Source organism: Arthrobacter sp. SE2, assembly GCF_058244265.1.
The window spans coordinates 110,674-127,252 of the sequence record NZ_JBZAYA010000012.1 but is presented as its reverse complement, the minus strand read 5'-3'; the positions used below and the strand labels follow the sequence as shown (position 1 = coordinate 127,252).

Here is a 16,579-nt window from a genome sequence, read left to right as displayed (position 1 = left end):
CCGCTCAGGCGTCCGAGTTGTGGGCGATCGTGGCTGTCGCACGACGTTGGGCCCCGGGCGGGACATCCGCCACAATGTCCTCAAGGAAAGCGAACCGTTTGAGCCACTGGCTGGACTGCCGCTCCCTCCGGGCGTTCGCTCGCTGCCACCAGTCGGCGATGTCACCCCAACCAGGCGCAGCGAGCGAGCCGCCCACTTCCTGCACCGCCAGCGAGGCGCAAAGGTTGGCAAAACGGAGCCGGTCTCCCAAAGGCCATCCGGCCAGGCAGCCCACAATAAACGCCGCGCCGAAGCAGTCGCCCGCTCCGGTGGGGTCGTACGCCGTCACGGGGAGGGACGGCACCCACTCCTCCTCGCCGGTTTCGGAATCCACGGCCATGGCTCCTTGCGCTCCCAGCGTCACTACAGCCACCGGAACGCGGTCGGCGAGGGTGTAGAGCGCGGACCAGGGGTTGTCTTTGCCGGTGAAGGCCATTGCTTCCCGTTGGTTCGGCATGAAGGCGTGGAAATTGCTGAGCTGGTCCAGCCGCCTTGAAGACCACTCTCCCGTCGGATCCCATCCGGCGTCGCCGAAGAATTTGACGCCGGCTTTCGTCGCCGCCAGCATCCAGGGCTCTGGCTCCTCGCCGAGATCCGCGACGGCGGCGAGCGCATTGGGCGGCTCGCCAATCAGTTCCGAAGCGCTCATGGGCGAGGGATGGCCGTGGGTGACCATGGAACGATCCTGATCGACGCACAAGGAGACGGTGACCGGAGAATGCCAGCCCTTGAACCGCCTGGACAGGGAGAGGTCCACGTGCTCTTGGCTTTCCAGGATTCGCCAGTTGAAGTCCCCGTATCCGTCATCCCCGAAGGCCGCGGCGAGGCTGGTCCGCAACCCAAGCCGGGCAGCCGCGATGGCTTGGTTGGCCACGCCGCCGGGGCAGGTCCCCATGCCTTGGCTCCACACTTCAGTCCCCGGTTCCGGGCTGCGGTCCAGTCCGGTAAAGATAATGTCTTGGAACACGGTGCCTGTCAGCAGGAGATCGCAGCCTGAAGGGGCCCCGTCCTCCCGCGCATCCCCGCGGACAGCGGCGAGGGGATCGAATCCAGTCCTGGGCGTTGCGTCCATGCACGGCAGACTACGCCGCGGCCACGATTGTGCAAAGCTTTTAGAGCTCCTGGTACATGACGTGCAGCCCCACGTAGCCGAGGGTCGGATGATGGAAGGCCTCGGGGATGGTCGCAAGGATGCGGAACCCCATGGACTGCCATAGTCCCACTGCGCGGACGTTGCTTTCGACGACGGCGTTGAACTGCATCGCCTTGAACCCGGCGTCCCGGGCGGCAACCAAGGAATAGGCACAAAGTGCCCGGGCGATTCCTTGCCCGCCGTGATCGGCATGGACCATGTAGCCGGCGTTGGCCACGTGGCTTCCGCCGCCACCTTGGTTGGCGTGCAGTTCACCGGTACCCAGCACGTCGCCGTCGCGCACTGCCACAAAGGTCAGGCCGGGCGCTTCCTTGAACCACTTGCCCCGGGCAGTTTCTTCTGTAGTATCGCGGTCCCAGGTGAAGGTCTCGCCTGCACGGATCACGGGTTCCAGGACAGCCCAGATCCCGGGCCAGTCCCTTGCCTGGGCTGGCCGGATCTCGTAGCTAACGGCCGCCGGCGCTCCTGCTTCGCTGATTGATTGGCTCACGTCCGTTACGGTATCAGCCCGCCCTACGATGCTGGCGCTGGTGGGCCGGCTGCAATGCCGGGGAGCTCAGGAGTAGTGTTTTCGCTGGGACGCAGAGGATTTATCGCTTTGCGGAGCTTGTTGAATTGCGTTGGATACAGGAGGTAGCGGTGTCGTTGATCCGTCGCGTGGCCTTCCTGTCCCTCCATACTTCGCCCATGGAGCAGCCGGGTTCGGGCGATGCGGGCGGCATGAATGTCTACGTCCGGGCGCTGGCCATGGCGTTGGCTGATCTCGGCGTGGAGGTAGAGATCTTCACGCGTTCGACGTCCGCCGGGCAGCCCGCCGTCGAACATCCCGGGCCCGGGGTCTGCGTCCACAACGTCCTGGCAGGCCCGCCCCGGAAATTGCCCAAGGAGGAACTTCCCGACCTCCTCCACGCCATGGTTGCCGAGGTCGAGAGGATCCGGCAGCGGCAACCGCACGGCCGTTACGACGCCATCCATTCGCACTACTGGGTGTCCGGTGTGGCCGGCCTCGAACTCTCCGCACTGTGGAACGTGCCGCTGATCCACACGATGCACACGATGGCGAAGGTCAAGAACCTGGTGCTCGAATCCGGCGAGCGGCCGGAGCCGCGCCTGCGTGAAGACGGCGAACAGCGGATCGTGGACGGAGCCACGCGCCTCGTGGCCAACACTCCTGCCGAAGCCCAGGAGCTTGTATCGCACTACGACGCCGATTTCGACCACATCGACATCGCTCCCCCGGGCGTTGACCTCACCGTGTTCACTCCCGCGTTCCGGGCCCGGTCCCGCGCCGAGCTTGGAGTCCGGCCCGGCAGTTTCCACTTGCTCTTCGCCGGACGCATCCAGCGGCTCAAGGGCCCGCAAGTATTCATCGAGGCTGCAGGCATCCTCCGCAAGCGGCGGCCCGACATCGACCTCGAACTGACCATCCTGGGCGCCTTGAGCGGCGCCAAGGACTTCAATCTGCAGTCCTTCATCACGGCCGCTGGGCTCGACGACGTCGTAACGCACCGCGCGCCGGTCAAGGCGCCGAAGCTGGCGGGCTGGTTCCGTTCAGCCGACGTCGTGGTGATGCCTTCCTACAGCGAATCGTTCGGGCTTGTTGCCCTGGAGGCGCAGGCCTGCGGCACTCCGGTGGTCGCTACCAACGTGGGCGGCCTGTCCCGTGCCGTTGCCGACGGGCGGACGGGTATTTTGGTCAACGGCCACGATCCTTCCCGCTGGGCCGACGTCATCGAAGCCCTGTACGACGATCCCCGGACCCGCGAAGACATGGGCCGTGCCGCTGCAGTTCATGCGGAGGCCTTCGGCTGGCAGAGGACGGCAGCCATCGCGCTCGAGAGCTACCACGCAGCCATCGGCGCTGTCCTCGTCCGCCCAAGCTAGACCCGCGCTCACAAACAAGCCCCCTCCCGGCGACGCCCGCTCACCTATCAGGGCAATTCCCCAAACGCTCGCTCACCTATCAGGGCAATTCCCCAAACGCTCGCTCACCTATCAGTGCAATTCCCCAAACGCTCGCTCACCTATCAGGGCAATTCCGACGACGCCCGCTCACCTACGGGTGGCACGACTGATAGATTGTCGCGGATAGTGTTCCGCACAGAGTTGAGGACAAGGATGTCTGAAGACAAGATCTTGAGCGACCTCGAAATTGCCCAGAATGCAGCGATACGTCCCATCGAGGAGATCGCGGAGCGTGCCGGGATCAACATCGATGCGTTGGAACTGTATGGCCGGTTCAAGGCGAAAATCGATCCGGCCAAGCTCCTTCTCCCGGACGCCAAACGCGCGGGCAAGATAGTCCTCGTCTCGGCTATGTCCCCGACCCCGGCGGGTGAGGGGAAGTCGACAACCACGGTAGGCCTCGCCGATTCCTTGGCGCGGGCCGGGCACCGCGTGATGATCGCGCTACGCGAACCGTCCCTTGGACCGATCCTCGGGATGAAGGGAGGCGCGACCGGGGGCGGCTACTCCCAAGTTCTTCCCATGGACGAGATCAACCTGCATTTCACCGGCGACTTCCACGCGATCACCTCGGCCAATAATGCCCTGATGGCCCTCGTGGACAACCACATATTCCAAGGCAACGAGCTCAACATTGATCCGCGGCGTATGACGTTCAAACGGGTCCTCGATATGAACGACCGCTCGCTTCGCGAGGTCATCATCGGCCTGGGCGGGCCCGCTCAAGGCGTACCCCGACAGGACGGTTTCGACATCACCGTGGCCTCCGAAATCATGGCCGTCTTCTGCCTCGCAACGGACTTGGATGATCTCCGCGAGCGCCTCGGCCGCATCACTTTCGGATACAGCTATGACCGGCGGCCGGTCACCGTGGCCGATCTCGGTGTCCAGGGTGCGCTGACCATGCTGTTGAAGGACGCCATCAAACCGAATCTCGTGCAGACGATCGCAGGAACCCCGGCTCTGGTGCATGGCGGCCCGTTCGCCAATATCGCGCACGGCTGCAACTCGCTCATCGCCACGCGAACGGCCCAACAGCTCGCCGACATTGTGGTCACGGAGGCCGGATTCGGCGCCGACCTTGGTGCCGAAAAGTACATGGACATCAAGTCGCGCATCGCAGACGTGGCACCGTCGGCCGTCGTCGTGGTCGCGACGATTAGGGCTCTGAAGATGCAGGGCGGCGTCCCGAAGGAGCTTCTCAAGGAGCCCAACGTCGAGGCGCTTGCGGCCGGCGTCGAGAACTTGAAACGGCATGTGCACAATGTCGAGAAGTTTGGCGTCACCCCCGTTGTTGCAATCAACAAATTCGCGACGGACACAACAGAAGAGCTCGAATGGCTGCTGGCTTGGTGCGCCCAGGAGGGAGTCCAGGCGGCGGTGGCGGACGTCTGGGGCAGAGGTGGCGGGGGCGACGGCGGTGATGAGCTAGCGGCGAAGGTCGCCGCGGCGGTAGCGGCAGCAGCGCCGTCGGACTTCCGGCACTTGTACCCTCTGAGCCTGTCAGTGGAGGACAAAATCCGCACGATCGTACAGGAAATCTACGGCGCCGACGGCGTTGAGTTCTCGGTCCCTGCGCTCAGGCGCCTGGCGGACATCCGGAAAAACGGCTGGGGCGGAATGCCCGTTTGCATGGCAAAGACACAGTATTCATTCACCGACAACGCCTCTCAGTTGGGCGCCCCCAAAGGGTTCACGGTGCACGTGCGCGAGCTGATTCCCAAGACCGGAGCGGGCTTCATTGTCGCACTGACAGGTGCAGTTATGACCATGCCCGGTTTGCCGAAGGAGCCCGCCGCGATGCGGATGGACGTCGATGAGCACGGAAATCCGGTGGGCCTCTTCTGACCCTCGCTCACATGTGTGGCACTTTCGACGAACGCTCGCTCACCTATAGGGCACTTTTCGGGAAGCCCTCGCTCACCTACAGGCCCACGAGGACGACAGGTTCTACAGCCGAATCCCGGACCTGTGGATAACTTCTGCGGGCACCGGTCGGTTTGCGGCACAATGCGGGTATGCGAAACGAGTTTGCCCTTCCCGCTGAACTGCTTTCAGGTCCGTTCACGCTCACCCAGGCCCAAGCCCAAGGTGTCCCGCGCAGCCGCCTGCTTCGCGCCGACGTCGAACGCGTCAGCCGCAGCCTCTACCGTCCGATCGACTGGGACTTCGATCTTGAGTCCGCCGCCCGTGCGCTGTCGGCCGCTACCCCAGGGGCCTGGATCTCCCATGTGACGGCAGCGCGCCTTCGCTGTTCCTGCCTTCCGCCGTGGCTTGCCGATTCGACGGAACTGCACCTCAGCAAGCCGCGATCGGTGCCTGGAGCGCGTCGGAAAGGCGTGATCGGGCATAGGGTGATCGCGGCCGAGGACGAGGTCGAATCCGTTGATGGAATACGCATAAGCACGCGCCCACGCACTTGGCTGGACATGGCGCGGCTGCTGCCTTTGAACGACCTCGTCTGTACGGGCGACGAGCTGATTCGCGTACCCCGCCAGGCGTTGGAAGGACGAGACACACCGTTCGCGACCCTTGAAGAACTGCACGCCTTGGTGGAGCGACATCCAAATTTGCAGGGCGTCGTGCGTGCCCGGCAGGCGCTCGAACTGATGCGCGTAGGCGCGGATTCGGCGCCAGAGTCCCTGCTTCGCTTGGCCATGCTGGACGCTGGAATTCCCGAACCCGAACTTCAACTCAAGTTGCGAAGTGACGATCCGTTCTCGCCGTCAGCCGATTTGGGGTTCCGTCAAAGGCGGGTCGCCATTCAGTACGACGGCGGCCATCACCTCGCGGAGGCGCAGACACTAAGTGATCGACGCCGGAACAAGGCCTTCGAAGCGGCCGGATGGACCGTCCTCGTGTTCCGCAGGGACGATTTGGCGGATGGTTTCGAGCTGGCTACCAAGAAGATCAAGAAGGCACTGCGATCGGCGTGGGTTGATCCCGCCGTCGCATCCGGCTTTGCCGGCGCCGTGTAGTGAGCCGGCGTTAAATGACAGACGCCCGCTCACGTATCAGTGAGCGAGCGTCCACCCAAAACCCGGCATACGTGAGCGAGCGTCCGGCCAAAAGCCGATATAGGTGAGCCGGGGTTAGCGCTCGACGTCGCCTCGGATGAAGGCCTCGACCTTTTCGCGGGCGAGGTCGTCGTTGAACTGCTCCGGCGGGGACTTCATGAAGTAGCTTGAAGCAGAGAGCAGCGGGCCGCCGATGCCACGGTCCAGGCCGATCTTGGCGGCGCGGATGGCGTCGATGATCACGCCGGCCGAGTTCGGGGAGTCCCAGACCTCAAGCTTGTACTCGAGCGACACCGGGGCATCGCCGAAGTTGCGGCCTTCGAGGCGGACGAACGCCCACTTGCGGTCATCGAGCCAGGCGACGTAGTCCGACGGGCCGATGTGGACGTCGTCGGCGTGCAGGACGGCCTCGACGTTGGAGGTCACGGCCTGGGTCTTGGAGATCTTCTTGGATTCCAGGCGGTCGCGCTCCAGCATGTTCTTGAAGTCCATATTGCCGCCGACGTTGAGCTGGTACGTGCGGTCCAGCGTGACGCCGCGGTCTTCGAAGAGCTTGGCCATGACGCGGTGGGTGATCGTGGCGCCGATCTGGCTCTTGATGTCATCGCCGACGATCGGCACGCCGGCGGCGGTGAACTTGTCGGCCCATTCCTTGGTGCCCGCGATGAAGACGGGCAAGGCGTTGACGAAGGCAACGCCGGCGTCGATGGCGCACTGGGCGTAGAAGTGCGCGGCGTCCTCGGAACCAACGGGCAGGTAGCAGACCATGACGTCGGCCTTGGCTTCGCGCAGTGCGGCGACGATGTCCACTGCCTCTTCCGGGGCCTCGACGATGGTCTCGCGGTAGTACTTGCCCAGGCCGTCCAGGGTGTGGCCGCGCTGCACGGTCACACCAGTGGAAGGCACGTCGGCGATCTTGATGGTGTTGTTCTCGCTGGCGCCGATGGCGTCAGCGAGGTCGAGGCCGACCTTCTTGCTGTCGACGTCGAAGGCAGCGACGAACTGGACGTCGTTGACGTGGTACTTGCCGAACTCAACATGCATCAGACCCGGAATCGTGGCCTGGGGGTCGGCATCGCGATAGTAGTGGACACCTTGGACCAGCGAAGCGGCGCAGTTACCTACGCCGACAATGGCGACACGAATCGGATGTGAAGACACGGAACTCCTTTGAGAACTAACCTCAGTGCCTAGCGCGTCAGTACCTGAATGTACGACGGCGTCTTAAAGGCACAGCGCCATTCGGCGCTCTTAGCATTGTAGCCAACCCAAACGGGGCCGGCTTTGTTCCCAGCCGGCCCCGCAAGTGTGTTAAGTTTCCGAATCTACTTCTGCGCCCACAGATTGATGTCGGATTCGACGGCGAACTCGTCAATCGCTGTCAGTTGCTCCGACGTGAAGTCGAGGTTGTTGATCGCGGACACGGTGTCCTCTAGCTGGGCCACGCTGGACGCCCCGACAAGCGCCGAGGTCACAGGCGAACCCTTGGGCTGAGCGCGCAGGATCCAGGCGATGGCCATCTGGGCGAGGGTCTGGCCGCGTCCTTCGGCAATGGCGTTCAAACCTCGCACCCGGCTCAGCTTTTCCTCGGTCAGCGCTGATTCGGACAGGAACCGTTCCTTGGCGGCGCGTGAATCCGCGGGGATTCCGTTCAGGTACCGGTTGGTGAGCATCCCCTGTGCCAGCGGGGAGAAGGCGATGGATCCAGCGCCAACCTGGTCCAGCGTTTCGTAAAGGTTGGGCGAACCGTTCTCGGTCCAGCGGTTGAGCATGGAATAGCTGGGCTGGTGGATGAGCAGCGGCGTGCCCATCTCCTTGAGAATCCGGGCTGCCTCGAGGGTCTGCTCCGGGGTGTAGGAGGAGATTCCGGCGTAGAGGGCCTTGCCGGAACGGACCGCGTGGTCCAAGGCACCCATGGTTTCTTCCAGCGGGGTTTCGGGATCGGGACGGTGGCTGTAGAAGATGTCCACGTAGTCCAGTCCCATGCGCTGAAGCGACTGGTCGAGGCTGGAGAGCAGGTACTTGCGGGAGCCCCATTCTCCGTAGGGGCCGGGCCACATGTAGTAACCGGCCTTGGTGGAAATGACGAGTTCGTCGCGGTACGGCTTGAAGTCGTCCTTCAGGTGGCGGCCGAAGTTCGTTTCAGCCGAACCGTCCGGCGGGCCATAGTTGTTGGCGAGGTCGAAGTGGTTGACTCCCAGATCGAACGCCCGGCGGAGGATGGCGCGCTGCTCTTCGAAACGCTTGTCGTCGCCGAAGTTGTGCCATAGTCCCAACGAGATCGCGGGAAGTTTGAGGCCGCTGCGTCCGACGCGGCGGTAGGGCATGGTTTCATAGCGGTTTTCCGCAGCCGAATAAGTCATACCTACCATCCTGCCACCGCCTTCGAGGCTCGAAGTGCGATGTCCGTCATGTGGGCGCGGTCACTTACCAGGGTCCAAATTCACCATCGCTGATTGTGGGGACGGGCTGCGCCGGGTCAGTACCTCCTTTAGCGATTCGACCCAGAGGGCGGTTAAGGGTAACGACGCCCAAGGGGCACTTACAGCCGCAAAGGGCCAAGGCACCGATAAGGACAGCACGTGCAGCGCCGGAGCCAGCCACATCAGCACGAATGCTGCCACCAACATCACACGGATAAAAGCAGACGGGCGCCGTTCCAAGAGAAAGAGCGCGACGGGGACGAGCAGGATAGCGTCGTAGATCATTAGATGGGGCGAGAAAACGACGGTGGTTGCCAGCGTGGCCACCCAGACGGCTTGGGTGTCCACAGTGGTAGTACTGGCTGCCCGGATTCTTTGGAGGAGAAAAACAAAACCGATGGCGATGAATGCCCACCCCACGTATGTGGCGAGCCAAGCACTCCATCCCGGCGGCAGAATGGCGATGATGAACGCCGGAAGGCTCACCATCTTCCAGGCTTGGCCTTGCTGGACCTGTTCGGTGTAGACCGAACTAGTGATTGCGGCCGCCCAATGTTGGATTCCGTCGATTCCAATGAGTAGTACCGATACCCCAGACAGTCCCGCCACAACCGCCACGAAGGCTGCGAGTGCCCTGTATTTTCGAGTGAAAAGCAGGACGAATGGGACTAGAACTACCAGCTGGGGTTTCAAGAACCCAAGACCAATAGCCGCCCCCGCGAGGCCTTGACGGCGCGTTGCCATGAGGCGCAGCCCGACGAGCCAAACGGCGAGTACGAACGCAGAATCCTGCCCGCCACCCACTAATTCAAGAACCGGTGCGGAAGCGAATATTGCCAGGAACACATATTTGCGCCGTCGTCGCATGAGGTTCGGGGCGAGGAAGCCAAGGCTATGAACACACCAGATCAACATCGAAGCGCTCAAGACTACCCAGCATGCCGCGCTCACGTTGTAGTTCAAAACTGAAAGGGGTGCGTACAGGGCCGCGACGAGTGGAGGAGAAACAAACCATGCCAAGTAGGCGGTCGGACCCAAGGCTGTAACCTGATGCCCCAACTGGATTGCGGGGTCGTACAGCCCTTCACGCTCACCAGATAGAAGGAGTCCGCCTCCCGTCCAATGTGCGAGATAGTCAGGGAGAAATGCCCCCCGCGCTCCGGGATCAATTACTCGCTGCGCGGACGAAACGACCGTCATGAGCGCACCCAGGACTATGAAAATCATCGGATAGTTCCGCAGGCGCTCCGCAGTAATCAGCCTGTCGAGCGCTTGAACCAAATTTCGGAGGAAACGTTCGCAAGATCGCGGAATTCGACGAAATCCCCAGTTTTGTTTTCGACCGCGCAGCAGCATGTTGCGGAGCCTACCTCAAACACATTTACCGGGCCATCCCCCATGGAGTCTGCGGTGAGGTGCCGGGGAGCCGGAGCTCACTATTCGGGGCGGCCACCGCCTTACTTAAGGCGCACGACGGCGGCGCTCTCGCCCGGGAGGGTCAGCTTTCGGTTCCCGACGGCGGCCGTGGAGTCCGTGGCGAGCAGGACTTCGCCATCCATCGCCTTCGTCAGGGTCCGGTCCCCGAAGTTGCAGGCAACCCTTACGGCGCCCCTGCTAAGAACCAGCCATTTGTCCTCTTCGCTGAAGTCGACGTGTGTGTCAGTGAATCCGCCGCCCGCAAGCTCCGGAGTCGAGCGCCTGAGGTTCGCCAGCGCCCGGTAAAGGTCCAGCAATCGGGCGTGATCGCCGTCGTGTGCTTCCTCCCACTTGAGCTTGGAACGTTCAAACGTCTCCGGATCCTGGGGGTTGGGCACCAACGCAGGGTCCCAGCCCATCCGTTCGAATTCCTTGAGCCGGCCCTGTGCCGTCGCCTCAGCCAGCCATTCCTCAGGATGCGAGGTGAAAAACTGCCAAGGCGTGGACGCACCGAATTCTTCGCCCATGAAGAGCATCGGAGTGAACGGCGACGTCATAGTCAGCACGGCGGCCAGCGCGAGCCTGCCGTAGGACAGGCTCGAGCTCAGGCGATCACCGGCCGCGCGGTTGCCGATTTGATCGTGGTTTTGGTTGCAGACCACCAACGCGGCAGGATGAACGAGCCCCGGGCGGATGGGGCGGCCATGATGCCTGCCGCGAAAGCTCGAGTAGCTCCCGTCGTGGAAGAAACCGTGTTCAAGCACCTTCGCCAGTGCGCCCAAGGAATCGAAATCCGCATAGTAGCCAGCTGTCTCCCCAGTGAGGTTCACATGCACGGCGTGGTGGAAGTCGTCGCTCCACTGCCCTTCCAGCCCGTAGCCATTGGTATCCCGGCGGTAGATCAGGCGCGGATTGTTCAGGTCCGATTCCGCGATCAAGGTCTTGGGGACGCCTGTTTCCGCTTCGATGCCATCCGCGAGGCTGGCTAGGTCTTCCAGGATATGGACGGCCCGCTCATCGCGCAGGGCGTGTACGGCGTCTAGGCGCAGCCCGTCCACGTGGAACTCGCTCAACCACATAGCGGCGTTGTCCAGGATGTGTTGACGGACTTCGTCAGAACCTGGACCGTCCAGATTCACTGAGTCGCCCCACGTGTTGCCTTCGCCGGACTTCAGGTATGGACCGAATTTCGGCAGGTAATTCCCGCTAGGCCCCAGATGGTTGTAGACCACATCCTGGATCACACCTAGTCCGGCAGCATGCGCGGCATCCACGAATCGCTGATAGGCCTCCGGTCCCCCGTAGGCCTCATGGACGGCGAACCACAGCACGCCGTCGTATCCCCAGTTGTGGGGGCCGTTGAAGGCGTTGACCGGCAGAAGCTCCACGAAGTCGATTCCAAATTCAACGAGGTAGTCCAGTTTTTCCGCGGCCGCGTCCAGCGTGCCTTCCGGGGTGAAGGTACCGAGGTGGAGCTCGTAGATGACTGCGCCACCGAGCCCGCGTCCCGCCCAATCCGAGTCGTTCCAGGCATAGGACGTGGCGTCGAAGGTGCGGGAAAGGGCATGGACCCCGTCCGGCTGGCGCTGCGACCTCGGATCGGGAAAGGGCCCCTCCCCGTTCACCAGATAGCCGTAGTCAGTTCCGGCCCGCCGGGGTACGTCTGCCGTCCACCAGCCCGCGGCGCCGTCGTCGTTCGACCGCATTTCGTGGTGCTGACCCTCCGCAAGCAAAGTGACAGATTCTGCAAACGGGGCCCACACGCTGAACTGTTTCCCCGCGCTGGTCTTCTCGGCCATCGCTTCCCCTCAATTGTCTCGTTCGGGCTTCGTTTGCCCGCCGTTGTTGGTGCTCTGGCTAGCCAATGGGCACAAGCAAGGCCACCGGGTATCTCTGCAGAAGCCTCCCGACGTGAACCTCGCCCGCAGGGTAACTGTTGCCTGTCAGTTCATCCTGGACTGCGCTCCCAAGACGAATGAACGTGTCCTGCCACCCGCCGTTCCGCTGAAGCTTCCGCGGGAGCCTGGTTGCCAAGGTGATGGCACCGCCACCGGCGGCAAGGGCGCCACGGTCAAAGACGATGAGATGTTCGGCCGCGGGACCCTCCGCATTGACAGCACTGTAGCCACCGAAAAGCTCCGGCCTGTCCCGGCGCAACCGCAGGGCCCGGGAAGTCAGCAGCAGTTTGGCCAGCTCGTCCCTCGCTTCAGTCTGGACACCGGCGTCGAGGGCTGCGAGAGCGGCCCTCCGCCGTTCGAAGTCGACCGCGCGCCGGTTGTCCGGGTCGGTAAGTGAACGATCCCAGAACTCCGTGCCTTGGTAGACGTCCGGTACCCCCGGCATGGTCAGCTGGACAATCTTTGCCGACAATGAGTTGGACGTCCCATACGGGTCCACGAGCGCAACGAACTCTTCCAGGGCGGTCGTCACCTCCGGCACGTCGAAGACGGCGTCGACGGCGGAAGCCAGCTTCGCTTCGAACTCTTCGTTCGGCTCGGTCCAGCTGGTGGAGTTGCCGGCTTCGCGTGCAGCCTTGACGACATAACCCTGGAGGCGTTCACGACTGGCCGGCCAGGCACCCGCGATGGCTTGCCATACGAGGACTGCGAGTGGCCCGTCGGGAATCGGATCCAGTTCCTGCATACGATCCACGAATGCTTCCCATTCGGCGACCGCCTCGGAGATAGCGGAGATCCTGGCCCGGGTGTCTTCGCTGCGTTTCGTGTCGTGGGTGGTCAGTGTGGTCATGGACAGCGGCAGCAGTGCCTGGCGACGTACCATCCGCTCGTGGAATCCGGTCCCGGACAAGGCGAATTCCGTGGGATCCGCTCCCACTTCGGTCAGCGTCCCAAGGCGCGTGTAGCGGAAGAACGCAGTGTCTTCCACGCCCTTGGCCATGACCATGCCGGAGGTCTGCTGGAAGCGGCGGCCCAGTTCGCTGCCGGCGTCGAGCAGCAGCGGAAGCAGCGCCTTGAGGACCTGTTCCAACTCCGGTCTGGTGCGGGCAGCCCGTTCAACGGCCTCAACCAAGGTGTCTTTGCCGTACGGGAGATAGCTCCGGTAGACATGAAACGAGGCGATGGTCTCGGCCAGGGCGTCTGCCACCTCCGGATTGGCTACCCCTGAATTGGGCGTCTCCGGAGAGTCCGGGACGAGCCGCGCGAGCCGGAGGATTTCCGAATGCAGGATGCCGTCCGTGATACGCCGCTTGGTTCCGTGGATCATGGCCTGGTAGTCGACGGGCGAGCCGGTGCCCCGGAGCCTGGCATCCAAGGCATCAAGCTGCACCTCGGCGTCGGGATCCACGAAAAGGCGGTCGACGTCGGCGAGGGCGTCGTAGCCTGTGGTCCCCTCACAGTTGAAGTTCTCCGGAAGTTCCTCCCCTGGCTCAAGGATCTTCTCGACGAGCAGATAGGAGCCGGCCGCGGTTTCCTTGAGGCGCTCCAGGTACCCGGCAGGGTCAGCGAGCCCGTCGGGGTGATCGATCCTCAACCCGTCAACAAGCCCGTCACGGAACCATCGGGCGATCTCCGAGTGGGCTTCATCGTAGACCCATGGGATCTCGACGCGGATCCCGGCCAAGGTGTTGACTGCGAAGAACCGGCGGTAATTCAGCTCGTCGTCCGCCCGGCGCCAGCCGACCAGCTCATAATGTTGGCGCGCATGGACGTCCCTGGCGCTGTCACCCGCGGCATAGCTGCCTTCGGCCAGCGGGAAGCGGTGGTCGAAGTAGCGTAATTCGCCGTCGACCACGTCCAGCTTGTCGACGTCGTCGTCGCTTCCGAGGACCGGGAGCCGGAGCTTTCCGCCGGCGAAGTCCCAATCGACGTCGAACGCTTCCGCATAGCGGGAGGCCTTGCCCTCTTTGAGGAGGGACCACCACCAAGCATTTTGCGGGGGCGACGCAACGCCCATGTGGTTCGGGACGATATCCACCAGGACCCCGAGGCCGGCCTCCCGTGCTGCCTTGGAGAGCGCGGCGAGCCCTTCGGCGCCGCCGCGCGAAGCATCAACGGTTGAGGGGTCGGTGACGTCGTAACCGTGGTCCGAGCCCTCCTCCGCCGTCAGGATGGGTGACACGTACACCCAATCCACCCCGAGCTCGCGCAGATAGCCCGTGAGGGCCGCCGCGTCCTGGAGCGTGAACGACGGCCTGATCTGGAGCCTGTAGGTGGAGACGGGTGTCCTCATGATCCCCCGTTCTTGTGGGCGCGTGGCTTTCTGGGCTTCTTTGGCGCAGCGGCAGGCTTGGTTTCGGGGTCAGCCTTCGGCTCCGGAGCATGGTGCTTTTTCGGTTCAGGGGCTGCTTCCGGTACAGCCTGGAGCGTCCGGGTGGAGCGTTCCGGCGTGGCTGGGGCAGTCAAGGAAGCCGTTTCGGTGGTGGTTGTCTGCGACAACGCGGCGAGGGACGCCGCCACGGAATGGTCCGGGTCCGTGTCCGGGACGCTGTGTGCCCTCAACACGACGAGCGATTTGGCCCCAACACCCAGGACCGCTTCCGCCTGCACGGGTTCGGTGTCGGCTCCGCCACCGGCGGTGTCGATGATGATGTCCCACGCAGGTGCGTATTCGTCCGAGGGCACCTTGAAGCCGACTTCGTCGTCGTGGGCGTTGAAGTAGAGCAGGAAGTTGACGTCCGTGATGCGCCGGCCTTGGTTGTCCCGGCCGCGGATCCCGTCGCCGTTGAGGAACACGCCCACGGAGCGGCCGAAGCCGCTGTCCCAGTCCGACGGCGTCATGGTGGTTCCGTCGACGTCGAGCCATACGATGTCCGGAAGCCTCTCGCCTTCGCCTCGCAGTACCGGGCGTCCGTCGAAGAATCGGCTGCGCCGGAAGGTGGGGTGCTTGGCGCGCAAAGCGCTGACCGCGGCCGTGAACTCCACCAAGGGCTGGTCCACGCTGTCCCAGTTGATCCAGGTCAGCTCGGAGTCCTGGCAGTAGCCGTTGTTGTTGCCCCGCTGCGTCCGGCCGAGCTCGTCACCGTGCAGCAGCATCGGGACTCCCTGGGACAGGAGCATGGAGGCGATGAAGTTCCGCTGCTGGCGGGCACGAAGGCCCAGGACCTTCGGGTCCTCCGTGGGCCCCTCGACGCCGCAGTTCCAGGAACGGTTGTGGGATTCGCCGTCGTTGTTGCCCTCGCCGTTCGCCTCGTTGTGCTTCTCGTTATAGGACACCAGGTCGGCCAAGGTGAAGCCGTCGTGGGCCGTGACGAAGTTGATGGAAGCCACCGGGCGGCGCCCGGAGTGCTCGTAAAGGTCCGCCGAACCGGTCAACCGGGAGGCGAACTCACCGAGGGTGGAGGGCTCGCCCCGCCAGAAGTCGCGGACCGTGTCCCGGTACTGGCCGTTCCATTCCGTCCATTGCGGCGGGAAGTTGCCCACCTGGTAGCCGCCGGGACCGACGTCCCACGGCTCGGCGATCAGCTTGACCTGCGAAACCACCGGATCCTGCTGGATAAGTTCGAAGAAAGTGGACAGCTTGTCCACGTCATAGAATTCGCGGGCCAGGGTGGATGCGAGGTCGAAGCGGAAACCGTCCACGTGCATTTCGGTGACCCAGTAGCGCAGGGAATCCATGAGCAACTGCAAGGAATGCGGGCTGCGCACGTTCAGCGAGTTGCCGGTGCCCGTGTAGTCCATGTAGTGCTTCTCGTCGCCCTCCATCAGACGGTAGTACGCGGAGTTGTCGATCCCCTTGAAGGACAGCGTGGGGCCCAGGTGGTTGCCTTCGGCCGTGTGGTTGTACACCACGTCGAGAATGACCTCAATGCCGGCCCGGTGGAGGGACCGGACCATGGCTTTGAAGTCCTGGACCTGCTGGCCGGTATCGCCCTTGGAGCTGTAGCTGTTGTGCGGGGCAAAGAACCCGATGGTGTTGTAGCCCCAGTAGTTGTTCAGCCCCTTGTCCTGCAGGATGCCGTCGTTCGTGAACTGGTGCACCGGCATGAGCTCGATCGCGGTGATGCCGAGCTTTTGCAAGTGGGAAATCACCGCCGGGTGGGCGACGCCGGCGTAGGTGCCGCGCTGCTCCTCAGGAACCTCGGGGTGGAGCTGGGTCAGGCCCTTGACATGCGCCTCGTAAATCACGGAACGGTGGTACGGGATCCGCGGGAGGTGGTCTCCGTCCCAGTCGAAGAAAGGGTTGATGACCACGCCCATCATCATGTGGGGCGCGGAGTCCTTGTCGTTGCGGGAGTCCGGATCCCCCATGTTGTAGGAGAAAAGCGCCGGGTCCCAGTCGATCTGCCGGTGGATGGCCTTGGCGTAAGGGTCCAGGAGGAGCTTGTTGGGATTGAAGCGCTGCCCGTTAGCTGGGTCATACGGACCGTGCACGCGGTAGCCGTACTTCTGTCCGGGCTGGACATGCGGGAGGTAGCAATGCCATACGTAGCCGTCCACCTCGCTGACGGTGTAGGAAATCTCTTCTCCGTCGTCGTCGAAGAGACACAATTCCACCTTTTCCGCCTTCTCGCTGAACAGCGCGAAGTTGGTTCCCGTGCCATCGAAAGTAGCTCCCAACGGGTATGCGGATCCTGGCCAAACGTCCATGTGTTCTCCTTCAAGTGC

11 protein-coding genes are annotated in these 16,579 nt (G+C 63.3%); 3 read left to right on the top strand and 8 right to left on the bottom strand.

All coding sequences use genetic code 11. The features are described from left to right. Positions 1 to 4: 4 nt before the first annotated feature. Entirely contained in the window at positions 5 to 1,111 is a 1,107-nt protein-coding gene (locus AC4CS3_RS16880; RefSeq protein WP_490784407.1) for a carbohydrate kinase family protein, read from the bottom strand. Positions 1,112 to 1,151: 40 nt separating this feature from the next. Further along, complete coding sequence (locus tag AC4CS3_RS16875; RefSeq protein ID WP_490784406.1) at positions 1,152 to 1,682, bottom strand: GNAT family N-acetyltransferase; 531 nt, start codon at positions 1,680 to 1,682, stop codon at positions 1,152 to 1,154. Positions 1,683 to 1,831: 149 nt separating this feature from the next. On the opposite strand from AC4CS3_RS16875, the gene mshA reads away from it, so the two are divergent. From mshA to AC4CS3_RS16860, 3 genes are all read left to right on the top strand, one after another. Further along, positions 1,832 to 3,076 carry a D-inositol-3-phosphate glycosyltransferase gene (gene mshA / locus AC4CS3_RS16870; RefSeq protein WP_490784405.1) on the top strand — a complete coding sequence of 415 codons (1,245 nt, stop codon included), beginning with the start codon at positions 1,832 to 1,834 and terminating at the stop codon, positions 3,074 to 3,076. A gap of 234 nt (positions 3,077 to 3,310) precedes the next feature. After that, a complete protein-coding gene (locus AC4CS3_RS16865) occupies positions 3,311 to 5,005 on the top strand; it encodes a formate--tetrahydrofolate ligase (RefSeq protein WP_490784404.1) in 1,695 nt (564 codons plus the stop codon). Positions 5,006 to 5,175: 170 nt separating this feature from the next. Continuing rightward, on the top strand, positions 5,176 to 6,135 hold the full coding sequence (locus AC4CS3_RS16860) for a DUF559 domain-containing protein (RefSeq protein WP_490784403.1): 960 nt from the start codon (positions 5,176 to 5,178) through the stop codon (positions 6,133 to 6,135). A 114-nt stretch (positions 6,136 to 6,249) separates the two neighbouring features. Here the strand turns inward: AC4CS3_RS16860 and AC4CS3_RS16855 are convergent, their stop codons facing one another. The 6 genes from AC4CS3_RS16855 to glgX form a co-directional block, all read right to left on the bottom strand. After that, positions 6,250 to 7,335, bottom strand: a complete 1,086-nt coding sequence (locus tag AC4CS3_RS16855; RefSeq protein WP_078108128.1) for an inositol-3-phosphate synthase — start codon at positions 7,333 to 7,335, stop codon at positions 6,250 to 6,252. Positions 7,336 to 7,499: 164 nt separating this feature from the next. After that, positions 7,500 to 8,537 (bottom strand): L-glyceraldehyde 3-phosphate reductase, encoded by a 1,038-nt coding sequence (mgrA, locus tag AC4CS3_RS16850; RefSeq protein WP_490784402.1) that lies wholly within the window; start codon positions 8,535 to 8,537, stop codon positions 7,500 to 7,502. A 60-nt stretch (positions 8,538 to 8,597) separates the two neighbouring features. Further along, positions 8,598 to 9,953 carry a glycosyltransferase family 87 protein gene (locus AC4CS3_RS16845; protein WP_490784401.1) on the bottom strand — a complete coding sequence of 452 codons (1,356 nt, stop codon included), beginning with the start codon at positions 9,951 to 9,953 and terminating at the stop codon, positions 8,598 to 8,600. A gap of 101 nt (positions 9,954 to 10,054) precedes the next feature. After that, positions 10,055 to 11,812, bottom strand: a complete 1,758-nt coding sequence (gene treZ, locus AC4CS3_RS16840; RefSeq protein ID WP_490784400.1) for a malto-oligosyltrehalose trehalohydrolase — start codon at positions 11,810 to 11,812, stop codon at positions 10,055 to 10,057. Between the two features lie 58 nt (positions 11,813 to 11,870). Beyond that, positions 11,871 to 14,204 carry a malto-oligosyltrehalose synthase gene (gene treY / locus AC4CS3_RS16835; protein ID WP_490784399.1) on the bottom strand — a complete coding sequence of 778 codons (2,334 nt, stop codon included), beginning with the start codon at positions 14,202 to 14,204 and terminating at the stop codon, positions 11,871 to 11,873. Next, a complete protein-coding gene (gene glgX, locus AC4CS3_RS16830) occupies positions 14,201 to 16,561 on the bottom strand; it encodes a glycogen debranching protein GlgX (protein WP_490784398.1) in 2,361 nt (786 codons plus the stop codon). Before glgX ends, treY begins: the two co-directional genes overlap by 4 nt. Between the last annotated feature and the right edge of the window lie 18 nt (positions 16,562 to 16,579).